Below are 13,487 nucleotides of genomic sequence, written 5' to 3'. Positions count from 1 at the left end.
CGACACAGCCCCGACGCCTTGAGTCAGCCAAAAAGGGCAACGAGCCCGTTCACCCAGATCGCGAGGAATGCGAGGACGGCCACCAGACATCCGGCCGCCGCCAGGAAACCGGCGAAAGCGCTGCCACTGTTGTCTGTCTCCCGGCTGGACGGCACCGTGTCCCAGTCGACGGGGTGCCCCACGTCGTCGGAGCAGGCTGCTCGTATTGCTGCCAATTGCTGTCTGGCAAAGGCAGATTCGGCAAGCGACTCGGAGCCGTGCCAGGCAAGAGCCCGCATGCGCTGCGGAGCGGTGCGGTATCTCGCCTCGAAGGCCGAGGTCTCGGATGCGTCCCGGTCCTTGTCGAGGTACGTCCAGCGGCCCGCTTCGGCAGGCTCTCCGTACATTCGGTACACCTCGGCCAGGCGGCGACGAAGCATCAGGTCGTTCGGAAAGGACGACACCAGCCCGCGCAGGCGCTGGCGCGCGACGGGAACCCGACCGGCGGCGAGGTCCGCATCGACTCGGGAAAGGGTGTCTCTCAGCGGCATAAACGCATGATCGGGTACCGCAGTGACCGCCGTCGACCTGGTTTTGTCGGTGACAGTTTTCGGGCCCCTGGCATCAAGCACGCGCCGAGCAGGCGACCAGCCAGTCAGGCGGTCAGGCGGTCAGTTGAAGGCATCGGTCATGCAGTCCACCCGGCAGTCGGCGGCCTCAAAGCGCCGGCGGAGGGCGGCAGCTGCCTCTTCGCGCTCCACGAAGAGGTGTCCATAGTGCTGACCCGCCACCCTGGTCACGTCCTCGACCGTGACGATGGCCGGTTCACCCTGGGCAGCCCTGCGGCGGGCCTCGGCGATCGCCATGTCCGCGGAACGCAGCAGACTTCTGGAACGGTCCCGGATCGCGGCCGCCTGTGCTCGTTTCGCCGAGAGGGGGCGCAGGACACGCCCCCTCCAGACGAAACCGGCAGCGACAAGTACGAGACCGAACGCTATGAACAGGAGTCCGCCGGGATCGTGAGGCATCTGTCCAGTCTTCACCACTCGCCTGTTGATGGCTGCAGCCGGGAGAACCGGAAGGACTGGAGGGGCTCGTGAGGCGTGCTCGTGCGACCCCCGTTACAGGTTGGTTCCCAGATCTTGTGCGCGGCCGCGGGTGGCGACCGCGTCGATCGTTCGGGCGACGACCGTCAGAGCGGGTCGAGGCGGCGCTTGAGGAGGCAGAACTCGTTGCCCTCCGGATCGGCGAGGACGTGCCAGGACGCGTCCGCGGGCTGACCGATGTCAACGGGTTTGGCTCCGGCGGCCAGGAGGCGCTCGAGCTCGGCGTCCTGGTCGCGGTCGGTGGGGTTGACGTCGATGTGCAGCCGGGCATGCCCGTTCTTGGGCTCGTCGTCGCGGATGAGGAAGATCGTCGGCTGCGCGCCGCCGAACCCTTCGCGCGGACCGATCTCGATACAGCCCTCCGCTTCGCGCTCGAGTTCGACGAAGTCCAGGACCTCGCACCAGAACCGCGCCAGCACCTCAGGGTCGTGGCACTTGAGCACGAGCTCACTGATACGGCATGCCATTGACGAAACCTACTCTCAGCGTGGGGACTGCCAGGGTGGCCACACACATCTCATGGGCACCCTGCAGTGAGAACCGGATCGTGACCGTACCGGGCGAGTCATGCGGGGTCGAGTCGATTTCGCCAACTACACCTGGCAATACGGCAGGACCCGCTCCTTGACGGTGCTCCAGCCACTCCCTACACCGGGAGGTCGCGGCTCGCGCCCGGCGCAGCGAACCGCTGAGCCGCCTTCCTCGATCCTTCTCGATGACAACGGCGGAGGCGGAGAGGAGCGTCGCGGCGGCGAGGCTTCCCCAGAGGGCGGCCGAGCCGCGGGGTGCGAGAGCGGTGATGACCGCCGGGGAGATGGCGAGGCCGAAGCCGGTGGAGAGCTCGAAGCGGGCGAGCACGCGTCCCACGGCATGGGCGGGGGCGAGGCCGGTGACGAGCGCGGTGGCGCTGCCGGCCTAGATGATCTCGCCGATCGTGCAGACCACGGACACCGTGGCGACGGCCGGGGCACCCCAGCCGTGCCCCAGGGAGGTGGCCGCGAGGAAGCCGAGGTAGGACGCGGTGAGGACCAGTCCGGCGAGAGCCAGCGCGGTGCGCCGCGTGAAGCGGAACATCAGGACGGTGACCGGAACCTGAAGGGTGACCACCAGCACCGTGTTGGCCACGAAGACAGCCGCCGACCACGCCGGGGATGCGTGCAGCTGCGTCACCAGGACCAGAGGGACCGCGATTTCGGGGACGTTGAGGCAGAAGACGTGTACAACGTTGGCCGCCAGCAGTGCGCGCATCCGGGGTGCGGGTCCGTCGTCCCTGTCCTTGGCCGGGGCCACAACCGGATCCGCGTGCAGGTGGACCGACCATGCCAGGGTCGCCGCAGTGAGATAGGCGAGCCCGGTGACGGCCGCCAGCGCCCGCAACGCGGTGGTGCCGCCGGCAAGGCAGGCGGTGGCGAGGAGCGCGCCCGCGCCCAGGCCGGCGTTGCGCAGGGCGCGGCCCGCCGCGAGAGCGGCATCGCGTTCCCGGCCGTGGGCGACCGTGGCGACGAGAGCCGCGTGGGCGGCCGGCCAGGCCTGGTTGCCGATGCCGAGGAAGAGCGCGGCCGTCGCGAACAACTGGGCGTGCCCTGTCGGGGTGGCCAGCAGCAGCGCGACGCCCAGGACCCGCACGAGCATCGCCGCTGCCACGACCGTGCGTGCGCCGCGGTCCAGCCATCGGCCCACCGCGGGCATGCACACCAGGCCCACCACGATGCCGATTCGCCCAGGTGCCGCACCAGCTGAATCGATCAGTGAGCCGCGAACCGTCGCCAGAAGTCTGCGCCGGCGCGGGCCACCTCCGCGTCGTACTCGCTCGCGTCGAAGTCGAACTCCAGTGGCCGGGCCCCCGAGTCGGGAACCTGCCAGTCCGACCACTGGACGACGTTTGCGGTGCGCTGCACGACCAAGGAGAGGAAGCCGCAGCACCCTCCGGTGCACTCCGGCTCGCCCAACTGCACGCGGCGCGGCTCGCGTGTCGCCCGTAGCGTGCTGGGGAGATCAAAGGGCAACGCCTGTGCGGCGAACGGTCCGCGGCCCCCAGCGCCGACTGCCTGTTCCACAACGTCCTTGCCGTTGACCCAGAAGCGAAGCTGGGCCGGGAAGCGTGGCCCTGGCGGCAGCACCGCGATCTCCAACCGATCGAACATCACGCCACCCTATGGCCGCCGGCGGCCACGGGTACGCGCTCGGCCTGGCGTGCTCCCGGGGGGGCGACGGGCGATGCCGTGTCGCCTCTGCGGCCGCCGTGACAGGAGGCAGGCCCCCTCCGACTCCTCGATGGCGACTTTCCTGACCGCGAGTTCATGCGAGGCATCGCCGAACACAATCTGCGGGAGGCATTGGCCCCGCTTCCGTAAGGCCCGTTGCTCCCAGCCTCCGTAAAGCCCGGTGCTCCCCCGGAGCCCGCGATCCGGAGGCCGGACATGTCCCGCCGTTGGAGTCTCCTGCCACCTCCGCATTTCTCAACAACCGTACTCACCAAGCGAGTTCGCAGAAGCAGGGTCCGCGCTAGTACTCGCTGCCACTGCCCGGATCTGCGCGTGGATGTACCGATTGCGGACACCCCGTATGGGCATACTGCCTGCATGGGGGAGCAGAGGACCCAGGCGCAGAAGGACGAGGTCACCGTCGAGTCGATGTACGTCGCCATTTCCGCCGTGATCCTCGCTGGGGCCGCCTTTCTGGTGGTGGCGAGCCCCGCGTTGCTGTTTGACATGGTCCACGGCGATGCACGACGCGCCGTAGTGATAGGCGCCAAAGGTGCCGGAGCAGCAACGTTCCTGGCCAGGCTGATCACGGGCTTGTGGCGCTGTTGACTTCCGCTCCCTGCGCTCATGCTCCGAATGCCCCTCATGTCCTTCATGCCCTTCATGCCTCGCATTCCCGCACGCGGACGCGGCCTGCCGGCGATCCTTCCGGCTCCTGGAGTCGGTGACCGGCGCAGAGCTCCTCCAGCGGAGGCGAGGGTGCCGCTCCGCGCCGCGTGCGTCGAGTCCGTACCCTGGCGGCATGCGCATGCGCCCCACTCTGCACTGGACTCCCACCGAGGACCTGCCGCCGGGCACCACGGATCTGGAGCCGGTCGCCGACGCGCTGAGCACCGGCGGGGTGCTGGTCCTCAGCGGGGCGGGCATCTCCACGGAGTCGGGCATCCCCGACTACCGGGGCGAGGGCGGAAGCCTGAGCCGGCACACCCCGATGACCTACCAGGACTTCACCGCAAGCGCGGGGGCCCGGCGACGGTACTGGGCTCGCAGCCACCTCGGCTGGCGAACTTTCGGCCGCGCCCGCCCCAACGACGGGCATCGGGCGGTGGCCGCGTTCGGGCGGCACGGCCTGCTCTCGGGGGTGATCACCCAGAACGTCGACGGTCTGCACCAGGCCGTCGGCAGCGAGGGCGTCGTGGAACTCCATGGAGGCCTGGACCGGGTCGTCTGCCTTTCCTGCGGCGCCTCCACCCCGCGCCGCGAACTCGCCGCGCGGCTGGAGGAGGCCAATCCGGGCTTCGACCCGGTGACCGCCGCCATCAACCCGGACGGTGACGCCGACCTCACCGATGAACAGGTCGGGGACTTCCGCGTGGTGCCCTGCACCGCATGCGGCGGCATCCTCAAACCGGACGTCGTGTTCTTCGGCGAAACCGTTCCGCCCTCGCGGGTCGAGCACTGCCGCGGGCTGGTCCGGGAGGCGACCTCGCTGCTGGTACTGGGGTCCTCGCTGACGGTGATGTCCGGGCTCCGGTTCGTCCGCCAGGCCGCCCAGGCCGGGAAGCCGGTGCTGATCGTCAACCGGGACCCGACCCGGGGCGACCAGCACGCCGTCACCCGGGTCGCGCTCCCCCTGGGCAGGGCCCTCACCACCGTGGCCGACCGGCTGGACATCCCTCTCGACGATGCGGCGGCCTGAGGGCGTCGGACGCCATGGGGCGGCCCCCGCTACGCTCCCGCTGTCATGGGCACCGATGGTCAGGCGCAGCCTGCCCTTCCGGTCGTCTTCGGCCCAGATCGTCGGGGAGCGCAGACGAAGGCAGATGAAGGACGACGGGAGCGCGGATCCTGATCTTCTCCAGCAGGGGGTGAGCTGCGGGCCGGCGGCGGCCTGGCCCCCGGGCAGGACGAACAGCGGCGGGCGGTCGCGGGAGGGCCCCGGCCGCTGGGTGCGGTCGGGGCCCTTCGGGTCGGAGGGAGGATCAGTGGGAGTGGCCTGCGGCCTGCTCCTGCAGCAGTCCGGCGATACGGGCCAGGTCGTCGCCGATGTCGATGACGCCCTGGATGTCCGGGGTGGACGCCCCGTTCACCGCGAGGTAGAAGGTGTGCAGGCGTCCGTGGCCGGCGTCGAGGTAGCCGCCGATGGTTTCCGCGCCGACCGCCAGCCGTTCGTTGAGGGCGTCGAGGCCGGCGACCGTACCGGTCTTCGCCCACACCTTGCCCTTGCCGGGGCAGGTGGGTTCGCCGTCGCAGACGAAGGCCAGCAGGCCGTCGACGCCGAGGATCGGCTGGGCCTCGCGGAATCGGTCCGCGCCCGGAGTTCCCTGCCAGTAGTGCAGCAGTTCGTTCTCCGCCCGCGGGGTCACCCGGTCGACGGGATCGCCGCCGCGGCCGTCGAGGAGCTGCACCTGCGTCGGGTCGACCCCGGCCTTGCGCAGGAAGCGGTTCAGGACGGGGAAGCCGTCGATGCACTGGTGGCTGCCCGCGGTGACGGCCATCAGGCAGATCGCGAGGTTCGCGCCGAGGTTGTGGCTGACCTTGAAGATGAGCTTGGCGTACTGGGCGTAGACCGGCGAGACGTACGCGGCGACGCGCTGCGTACCCGCGTACGACCGCGGTACGAGGTCGGCCGGATTGGAACCGGTCGGTCGAGCGGTCACCCTGACGCCTGCCCGGGCGAGCGCCTCGATCAGCGCGGTGCGCCCGAAGGCCGCCGGGTCCTGGACGTTCGAGATGCGCAGCGCCGGCTGCGCGTCGGCGGCGATCGTGCCCGACAGCTTGATCCGGGTTCCGTCGGGGGAGGCGGACACCTGGATGTCCGTGGTCCCGCCCGCCGCGACCGTCCGCACGGTCGAGGTCACCCGGTAGGGCGCGACCTGGGGACGCCAGCTGAGCCGCGCGGGCCGGCCGGGGGCGGTCGGGGTGGACAGCAGGTCGATGACGTTGTCGTTGATGATCAACGGGGTCGGCGTCGGATCGAGTGCCGCGTAGGAGGTGAACAGCCGGGTGTCGACGGCCAGGTTCCCGCGCACTTCGGTGATGCCGGAGCGGCGTACCTGACGGGCGATGTGGTTGAGCCCGGCGAGCGGGTTCTCCGGGGTGAGGGTCGCCCCGGGGACGTTGTTGGCGTAGGTGTGGTCGATCGTGGTGTACGACACCGAACCGTCGGGTGCGGTCCGGCCGCCCATGGTCAGATCGCCCTTCCCGACGAGCACGAGATTGCCGTTCAGCACCGGGCCGTCGCGGCGGCCGACCGCCTGGACGGGGGTGGTGAACCGGTGGTCACCGCCCAGGGCGTTCCAGGCACCGGAGACGCTGACCAGTTTGGCCGTCGACCCGGGGATGAAGAACTGGTCCGGATGCTGCGAGTGGATGACCCGGCCGGTCCTGTTGTCCATCTCCAGCAGCCCCCACTGGGCGTGCTTGTAGGCCGGCTTGTTCATGATGGCGGTGATGTCGGGGCTGAGGCCGCCGCCGTGCGGGCCCGTCGGGCCCGCGACGCCCATGGTCAAGGCGCCGGTGACCACGGCCGCGACGGCGCCGACCCACCCGCGCCGAAACCGGCGGCCCGGCCCGGTCGGCCCGGCCTGCTGATTCTGCTGTTTTTTGTGGAACACGGCCGCACACATACCGCACCGGCTTCCCGACCCACCCCCCGTTCACCCGCCCGTTCACTCGCCCGGCCGCCTCCCCGCCCGCGTCCGGCCCAGGCCCTCTGTGAGGTCGCGATCAATTGCCCGGATCCGGGAGGTCGTCGATCCGGATCGTGGAGGCGCGAAGTGGAGTCCGGCGACGTGGCTTTCGGGGGCCTTGTCGTAGCGGGTGACGATGTCGGGCCGCGGAGCGAGCGGGGGACGGCGAGGTCATCGACACGGAGATCGCCGACGCGCTCGTCGGTGATCCGACCACCCTCGTGGGCAGCGCACGGTGCCGAGCTAAGGCCCGCCCCACAACCGCACCATGAGGACTCCGGCCAGAGGTGACCTACGCTCGTCCCATGACAGAACCGCCCCTCATCGAGAGCGAGATCGCAGAGGCCGAACGGGAGCTCGGTGTGTCCTTTCCCGAGTCCTACCGCGCCTATCTGAGTGGGGTGAGCGCGGGTGGGGCGCTGTCCCGGCTGGAGCGATCCGGGCGCGGTTGGTGGTGGGCGGGGAACCGTGAGGACCGGCGGGCGCTGCTGGCCCTTCCCTTTCCCCATCCCGACTCCTACGTCGAGGCCGACGACGAGCTGACGGCACGCGAGCCGCAGGCCGAGGCGTTCGAGAACGAGGCCGCGCATCTGGCCGCCTGGCACGCCTGGGACGACGAGGCAGGCAGGTTCGAGGACTTGAAGACGGCTGGTGCCGTCGTCGTGCAGGAGCACGGGTGCGGTTTCTCCACGCTGCTGGCGCTGACCGGCCCCCTGGCCGGGACGATGTGGTGGGACGGACGGGCCACCTGTGACCTGATCGTCCCGCTGTCCCTGGACCACGTCGGTGGCGCCCCACCGGTGCGGTTCAGCGAGTGGCTCGAACACGGTTCGTGGGCCCTGCTGCCGCCGGGCTGGGGGCCGTCCAGTCCACCGGCCCCAGTCATTCCCCTCAGCGCGGATCCATTCCCTCGAGATCGTTTCAGGGGCCTGGCTCGACGGCTGAGAATCCGCCGCCCCCGGTAGGCGCGCCCGCGGTGTACTCCACGTCGGCGAGCATGCGGGCTCTGGTACGACAGCACTTCGTCGCCCCTCCAGCGAACCCGATCCACGAGTCCGGCCCCCTCCCCGCGCATGGTCACGAGGCCAGGGACTGCCACCGGTCTTCCTGCGCGGGGGTGACCCCGCTGAGCCACACCAGCGCTTCACCGATCAGGCCGGGCTTGTCCCGGGTGGCCAGGGCCGGGGCTTCGAGCATGTCGGCAGCCTCTTCGAGATAGGTGACGAGCGTGTCGAGTTCTTCGCCCGGGGGTTCGCCGTAGCGGGACCAGCTGCCCAGGTAGCCGGTCGTGGCGTCCAGGTACAAACCCGAGGTGCGGTCAGAAGCGCCGTAGGAGACAACCGGAATCCAGGTGGGCTTCCACACGGTGATGCGGTCGCCGTCAGGGCGGCCGGCGTTCAAGGTGTCTTCGTGGGCCTGCGAGTCCATCATCTGCCGGTGGAAGGCGGCCACGGCGTCCAGGGGCATCAAGGTCCGATTGCCCGGGAGACATCCCCAGCCCTTGGCCCCGTCGTCGCCCGCGGTCAACAGCCAGAGAGCGCACAGCTCGACGGGTATCCGAATGCCGAGGTCGCCTTCCAGGGCGGCTATGGTGCCGGGGCCGGCGCCGGCGCGGAGTGCAGCGTAGGAATCGGGGGCGTTGTGCTGGAGCCAGCGGGTGATGCGGTGCCAGGCGTCCACTGTCTCCCGTACGGTGATCGCCGCGGTGGCGGGGTCGGCAGGCCGCTCCTGGTCGCGTCCCTGCTCCGGGTCATGGGCCTCGACATCGGCATCGGCATCGGCATCGGTGGACGGCTCGGTCGAGCGGACCGGCCTCAGGAAGCGAATCTCGATCCGGTCCGGCTCACGGATGTAGCCGACGGACAGGTGGGGGCAGTCCTCGAACAAGTCGCCGTCGACCGTCACGTCAAGGATGCCGGGCAAGCCCGAAGGCCGGCCCATGTCAGGGTCGTCGGCCAGCCGACCGGCCAGGACCTTCAGCGCGTAGGGAACACCGGCCCCGAGCTGGGAGGCGGTGTCGCTGACGTCCGGCGGGATCTCGACGTTCACGCCTGATGCTCCTCGCTCAGTGGATGCGGGACAAGCGCCTCACACTGTAGGCCGTCCGCGTTCGCACCAAGCGGGGGCGCAGCAAGCCGCGTCCGCCGGCAAGGAGGGCGGTGTGACGCAGCCGCGGCGGGTGACAAACACGCGTGGCACGGCGGGAGTTGGGGAGCGAGCGACTGCGTACGGGACTTGGGCCCCGGCCGACGACGTGCGTCGGCCGGGGCCGAGGTACTCCTGGTCAGGGTCGGGTGGTCGCGCCCAGAGCCGTTCCGAAGCGCGCCTTTGCTGCGGGGTGGTCCAGACTCTCGGGGGTGAAGAGGATGGACCCCGTTCCGGTGGGCCCGTCGGCCGAGCCGGGGATGACGCTGACCGCACCGGTGCCGAGGTACTTGCCCGGGGCGCCGACGGTGAGGTCGGCGGTTCCGTCCGCGTCGTAGTCGCCCGCCGCCACGGCCGCGCCGAAGAGGTCGTTGCCCTCGCTCGCGCCGGTCACGCCGGGCGTGGCCAGGGTGATCGTGCGCGCGTGCGCCGCGTCGAGGCCGGCCCCCGTGCCCGGTACGACCGTCACCGCGCCCGCGTTGTTGAAGCCGTCCGGGTCGACGGCGCTGGTGTCGGAGGTGACCAGGTCGGCGTGGCCGTCGCCGTCGAGGTCGGCGAGGGTGGCGGCTCGGCCGGGCTGCGCCGGGCCGCCGTAGGGCACGCCCGCGCCGAGGCCCGAGGCGGTGCCCGGGAACATCCGGAGCAGGAAGTCGTCCGGGCCGTCCGAGAAGCCGGTGTCCACGACGATGTCGCCCTTGCCGTCGCCGGTGACATCACCGGCGACGATGCTGTATCCGGCGAAGGGCAGACCTGTCTTGCCCAGCGACCTGCCGGTGAGGCCCTGCGCCGAGCCGGCGAGAACGCCGAGAGTGCCCTCGTCCGCCGGGTCGTCGAAGTAGGCGACAGTGGCGAGGTCGGTGTACCCGTCGCCGTTCACGTCGGCGGCCGCGATCTGTCCGGTGCCGGCGCCGCCGCCGGGCGGGGTGTAGGACTTCATGGCGGGCTTCGCCGTGTCGCGGAGCTTGGCAGCGCCCTTCACCACCTGCACCTTCGTGCCGGCCGCGACCGCGATGTCGTCGCGGCCGTCGTGGTCGAAGTCGCCGACGGCCAGCCTGTTGCCGAAGGCCTGACGGGCCGTCGGCGTGGGTGCGTGGAACGCGATCGCGTCGCCGCTCACTCCGCCCTTCGCACCGAAGACCACCGTCACCGAGCCGGCGCCCTTGACGGAACCGATCGCCTCGCCGCCCGAGCCGATGACGAGGTCCGCGTACCCGTCGCCGTCCACGTCCCCGACGGCCACGGCGGACCCGAACCGGTCGCCCGTCTCGGGGGTGCCGGGAATGCCCGCCGTGCGCTGGGTTATGCCCTTGTGGCGAGTGGTGCGGACGCCCTGCGCGGTGCCGTACACCACCGAGACATAGCCGGCCTTCGAGAACCCGGCGATCGTCCCCTCCGGCGAGCCGACCGCGAGGTCCCCGAAACCGTCACCGTCGAGGTCACCGGCGCGGGCGGCTGCCGACCCGCTGCCGGGCGCCGCCTGCGCGGGCATCAGGCCCAAGCCCCCGCCCGTTACCGCCAGCGCCGTCGCACATGCCGCGAGGATCCGTCGCCGTCCCATACCGTTCACACTCCTGTGTCGTCCTCATGCGGTTACGCCGATACGCGTACGGTCCGGGCGGTATACGCCGTACCGTCACCACAGCAGACCCGTGGGGCACATGAACGGTTGCCCTCGAAGCATTGAGAAGGCGTGAATGCCGGGCTGTGGGCAGACTCCGACCGGCCCCCGCGCATTCGCCTGGCCGGATGATCCACCGGGCCGGCTCCGACCGATGAGGCACAGGCGCGGCACAGTGGAGACATGGACGCAGACAGCGGGAACGATCTGGCGCGGGCGCTCGGTGTGGCGACCCGGCTGCCGGCTCAGGATCTGGAGCGGGCTCGGCGCTTCTACTCCGAGAAGCTCGGTCTCGATCCCGTCGACGAGCGGCCCGGCGGGCTGCTGTACCGGTGCGCGGACTCCGAGTTCGTGGTGTTCGCGTCGACGGGATCCTCACCCGGAAGCTTCACTCAGATGGCGTTGCGGGTCGACGACATCGAGGCGGTGGTGGCGGAACTGAAGCGGCGCGGCGTGGTGTTCGAGGAGGTCGACCTGCCTGGGTTGCGGACCCGGGACGGCATCGCCGAGATTCAGGGGAACTATCCGAGCACGGGTGCCCGCGGCGAACGCGGCGCCTGGTTCCACGACAGCGAGGGAAACCTGCTGGGCATCGGCGAACCGATCGTCTGAGCGGTCAGAGAGTGAGCAGTCGGACGAGCACCACTCCCAGCGTGCCCACGGTGAACAGCGACCCCAGCACGGTGAACAGGAGGTCGATCGTCGTTGCGTCCCAGCCCTGGATCGCGAACCGGCGGGGGTCTTCTGGATCGTATTTCACCGTGACCATGGCTCCCACGCCGAAGCCCGCTCGGACGGAACCGCGGCCGAGCCTCGACGCGTACTCGCACGCGCGGCCGTCCCGGGTGGTCCAGGCCGCGACCGGGTGCTGATACCTGGCCCCTTCGTCACCCCGGCTGACATCGTGTCGGACGATCCGGCCCTGTGCGATGACGCCTGTGCGACGCAGCACGCTGGCACGGTGGAGTCCGTACACGCCGAGGCCGAGGAAGAGCACGCCGATCGTCAGCGGGATGAGCGAGAAGAGCCATTCACGTTCCATGTCTTCTGCGACGCGCGGGACAGGGGTGCTGGTTGCGAGTGCACGGCCGTGGCAGCCCTTCTGCCCCTCCGGCGACGCGACGGGTCGAGGAGTACGCGGCTGTCCTCGTCGTCGTTGCATCGGGCACGACGTCCGGCGCGGCAGCGCTGCCTTCCGGCTGCCTTGGCATGTGCCGGACCAGTGGTGCCACCAATGCACCTCCGCGGTTGACGAGCGGGGTGGCCCCGGCGACCGTGGGGAGGTGGAGCCCCGCGGCGGCGGGCTGATCACCTGCGTCGGCGGCGGCTGTCCGTGGTGGGGTCGCGGGCGTGCGGGGCACCGCGCGCCTGACGCGCGGCACCCTCGCGACCACCCGACACGACCTCCCGCACGAGCGCAAGGGACCAGAGCAGATGACTGAGGCCCGACCCGTCCGCCCCGGAGCAGACCAGCAGGACCGGCACTCCACCGCCGACCCGACGGCGTACCCGCCACATGTCCCGGACGGCCGGCTCAGGGCCCTTCCCGCCCCGGTCCAGGACCTCCGGCGGATCGGTATCTCCCCGGACCACTGGTATCCGGTGGCGACATCCCGGAAAGTACGGCGCGGTCGGACGTTCGCGACCGCCTTCGCCGGCGAGCGGATCGCCCTGTACCGGGGACGCAGCGGCACGGTCCACGCGTTGGAGGACCGCTGCGCCCACCGCCAGGTACCCCTGAGCATGGGTGTGGTGGAGGGCGAGATCCTGCGATGCTGCTATCACGCCTGGGCCTACCGGGGTGACGGCCGCATCTCGCAGATCCCCTACCTGCCCAAGGGCTGTGAGCGGCCGCCGCGCGGTGTCCGCTCCTACCCGGTCCGAGAAGCCTACGGCCTGGTTTTCGTGTTTCCCGGAGACCCGGCCCTGGCCCCGGCGGCGCCGTTCCCGATGCTCCCCGAGTACCGTTCGGCCGCCCACCGGACCATGACGTTCTCCCGTACCGTGCGGTGCCACTACTCGTTCATGCACGAGAACCTCCTCGACATGAATCACCAGTTCCTGCACCGGAGCGTGCTCGGCAGGATCAAGCCCGAGTTGCTGGGGTACGAGACCGGGCCACGGCACGTCCAGGCCCGGTACCTCTTCGTCCCTGCCGGAGGGCGCAAGGACCGGGGTGCGGGCCTGCTCTCCGCGGAGGGGATCGGCGGCCAGGACACACCCGACGTCATCACCATCCGCACCGAGTACCCCTACCAGACGCTGCGGGGCGTCCCGGAGGGCACGGACCTTCCGGCGTTCTCGCTCTGGGCCGCGTATGTGCCGGAGGACGCGGAGCAGCGTGTCAACCACGCGTACGGCCTGCTGACGATCGCCAAGCCGTCGGTTCCGGGGGCGCTCCATCTCGCCTGGCCGCTCATCCGCCGCTTCACCGAGCGTGTCTTCGCCCAGGACCGGACCGCGGTCGAGGCCGAACAGCGTGCCTGGGACGAGCAGGGCGAAGATCACAACCACGAGGTCTTCCCGCTCATCCTCGACCTCCGCGACGTACTGCGCAGCAACGGAGTGCCGCTGAGTCCGGACCAGGCCTCGGGCTGCGGGCCGTGCGGGCTGGCCACGCCGGCGCACCACGCCGAGGTCACGGGCCATGCCGGACCTGTGGAGTCCGCCGGCTCGGTGGCGGAAGGCGCCGCCGGGTCCGAGTAGTGCCACCGGTGCGTCGAAGGGCAGCGGTACCGCCTCC

General features: G+C 70.7%; 13 protein-coding genes and 2 pseudogenes. 6 read left to right on the top strand and 9 right to left on the bottom strand.

Going from position 1 to position 13,487, the window contains the following annotated elements; translation table 11 throughout:
- Positions 1–23: 23 nt before the first annotated feature.
- The 5 genes and pseudogenes from OG788_RS43255 to OG788_RS43235 form a co-directional block, all read right to left on the bottom strand.
- The gene (locus tag OG788_RS43255) at positions 24–530 is read right to left on the bottom strand and encodes a DUF6584 family protein (protein WP_406376356.1); all 507 of its coding nucleotides are present in this window, start codon (positions 528–530) and stop codon (positions 24–26) included.
- A gap of 120 nt (positions 531–650) precedes the next feature.
- Complete coding sequence (locus OG788_RS43250; RefSeq protein ID WP_406376355.1) at positions 651–1,007, bottom strand: hypothetical protein; 357 nt, start codon at positions 1,005–1,007, stop codon at positions 651–653.
- A gap of 164 nt (positions 1,008–1,171) precedes the next feature.
- Positions 1,172–1,552, bottom strand: coding sequence for a VOC family protein (locus OG788_RS43245; RefSeq protein ID WP_351542467.1), 381 nt, complete (start codon positions 1,550–1,552; stop codon positions 1,172–1,174).
- A gap of 229 nt (positions 1,553–1,781) precedes the next feature.
- Positions 1,782–2,948, bottom strand: a pseudogene (locus OG788_RS43240) (MFS transporter); the annotation flags it as partial.
- Complete coding sequence (locus OG788_RS43235; RefSeq protein WP_406376354.1) at positions 2,831–3,229, bottom strand: hypothetical protein; 399 nt, start codon at positions 3,227–3,229, stop codon at positions 2,831–2,833. The pseudogene OG788_RS43240 and the gene OG788_RS43235, both read right to left, overlap by 118 nt.
- Before the next feature lie 108 nt (positions 3,230–3,337).
- Here OG788_RS43235 and OG788_RS43230 point away from each other — a divergent pair.
- The 3 genes and pseudogenes from OG788_RS43230 to OG788_RS43220 all read left to right on the top strand — a co-directional run.
- Positions 3,338–3,439: pseudogene (locus OG788_RS43230) on the top strand (aminoglycoside phosphotransferase family protein); the annotation flags it as partial.
- A gap of 228 nt (positions 3,440–3,667) precedes the next feature.
- On the top strand, positions 3,668–3,898 hold the full coding sequence (locus OG788_RS43225; protein ID WP_406376353.1) for a DUF6332 family protein: 231 nt from the start codon (positions 3,668–3,670) through the stop codon (positions 3,896–3,898).
- A gap of 193 nt (positions 3,899–4,091) precedes the next feature.
- A complete protein-coding gene (locus OG788_RS43220) occupies positions 4,092–4,988 on the top strand; it encodes an NAD-dependent protein deacetylase (protein WP_406376352.1) in 897 nt (298 codons plus the stop codon).
- A gap of 283 nt (positions 4,989–5,271) precedes the next feature.
- Here OG788_RS43220 and dacB read toward each other — a convergent pair whose 3' ends face one another.
- Positions 5,272–6,906, bottom strand: coding sequence for a D-alanyl-D-alanine carboxypeptidase/D-alanyl-D-alanine-endopeptidase (gene dacB / locus OG788_RS43215; protein WP_406376351.1), 1,635 nt, complete (start codon positions 6,904–6,906; stop codon positions 5,272–5,274).
- Between the two features lie 380 nt (positions 6,907–7,286).
- Here dacB and OG788_RS43210 point away from each other — a divergent pair, with 380 nt between their 5' ends.
- The gene (locus tag OG788_RS43210) at positions 7,287–7,946 is read left to right on the top strand and encodes an SMI1/KNR4 family protein (protein WP_406376350.1); all 660 of its coding nucleotides are present in this window, start codon (positions 7,287–7,289) and stop codon (positions 7,944–7,946) included.
- A 112-nt stretch (positions 7,947–8,058) separates the two neighbouring features.
- Here OG788_RS43210 and OG788_RS43205 read toward each other — a convergent pair whose 3' ends face one another.
- Positions 8,059–9,030, bottom strand: a complete 972-nt coding sequence (locus OG788_RS43205; protein WP_406376349.1) for a hypothetical protein — start codon at positions 9,028–9,030, stop codon at positions 8,059–8,061.
- A gap of 235 nt (positions 9,031–9,265) precedes the next feature.
- Positions 9,266–10,684 (bottom strand): FG-GAP-like repeat-containing protein, encoded by a 1,419-nt coding sequence (locus OG788_RS43200; RefSeq protein WP_406376348.1) that lies wholly within the window; start codon positions 10,682–10,684, stop codon positions 9,266–9,268.
- 243 nt (positions 10,685–10,927) lie between these two features.
- Between OG788_RS43200 and OG788_RS43195 the strand changes: the two genes are divergently transcribed.
- Positions 10,928–11,356 (top strand): VOC family protein, encoded by a 429-nt coding sequence (locus OG788_RS43195; RefSeq protein ID WP_406376347.1) that lies wholly within the window; start codon positions 10,928–10,930, stop codon positions 11,354–11,356.
- Positions 11,357–11,360: 4 nt separating this feature from the next.
- Here the strand turns inward: OG788_RS43195 and OG788_RS43190 are convergent, their stop codons facing one another.
- A complete protein-coding gene (locus tag OG788_RS43190) occupies positions 11,361–11,786 on the bottom strand; it encodes a DUF3592 domain-containing protein (protein ID WP_406376346.1) in 426 nt (141 codons plus the stop codon).
- A 392-nt stretch (positions 11,787–12,178) separates the two neighbouring features.
- Between OG788_RS43190 and OG788_RS43185 the strand changes: the two genes are divergently transcribed.
- On the top strand, positions 12,179–13,450 hold the full coding sequence (locus OG788_RS43185) for a Rieske 2Fe-2S domain-containing protein (RefSeq protein WP_406376345.1): 1,272 nt from the start codon (positions 12,179–12,181) through the stop codon (positions 13,448–13,450).
- The last annotated feature ends 37 nt before the right edge of the window (positions 13,451–13,487 follow it).

The sequence above is a fragment of the Streptomyces sp. NBC_00647 genome (assembly GCF_045207245.1).
Lineage (GTDB): Bacteria > Actinomycetota > Actinomycetes > Streptomycetales > Streptomycetaceae > Streptomyces.
Note: the sequence above shows the minus strand (reverse complement) of the source record. Positions and strands in the feature narration are given on the sequence as shown.

Coding starts and splice junctions, on each gene's coding strand:
- OG788_RS43185 (WP_406376345.1), top strand. CDS start 12,179: ATGACTGAGGCCCGACCCGTCCGCCCCGGAGCAGACCAGCAGGACCGG.
- OG788_RS43255 (WP_406376356.1), bottom strand. CDS start 530: ATGCCGCTGAGAGACACCCTTTCCCGAGTCGATGCGGACCTCGCCGCC.
- OG788_RS43210 (WP_406376350.1), top strand. CDS start 7,287: ATGACAGAACCGCCCCTCATCGAGAGCGAGATCGCAGAGGCCGAACGG.
- OG788_RS43245 (WP_351542467.1), bottom strand. CDS start 1,552: ATGGCATGCCGTATCAGTGAGCTCGTGCTCAAGTGCCACGACCCTGAG.
- OG788_RS43200 (WP_406376348.1), bottom strand. CDS start 10,684: ATGGGACGGCGACGGATCCTCGCGGCATGTGCGACGGCGCTGGCGGTA.
- OG788_RS43190 (WP_406376346.1), bottom strand. CDS start 11,786: ATGGAACGTGAATGGCTCTTCTCGCTCATCCCGCTGACGATCGGCGTG.
- OG788_RS43235 (WP_406376354.1), bottom strand. CDS start 3,229: ATGTTCGATCGGTTGGAGATCGCGGTGCTGCCGCCAGGGCCACGCTTC.
- OG788_RS43250 (WP_406376355.1), bottom strand. CDS start 1,007: ATGCCTCACGATCCCGGCGGACTCCTGTTCATAGCGTTCGGTCTCGTA.
- OG788_RS43195 (WP_406376347.1), top strand. CDS start 10,928: ATGGACGCAGACAGCGGGAACGATCTGGCGCGGGCGCTCGGTGTGGCG.
- OG788_RS43220 (WP_406376352.1), top strand. CDS start 4,092: ATGCGCATGCGCCCCACTCTGCACTGGACTCCCACCGAGGACCTGCCG.
- OG788_RS43225 (WP_406376353.1), top strand. CDS start 3,668: ATGGGGGAGCAGAGGACCCAGGCGCAGAAGGACGAGGTCACCGTCGAG.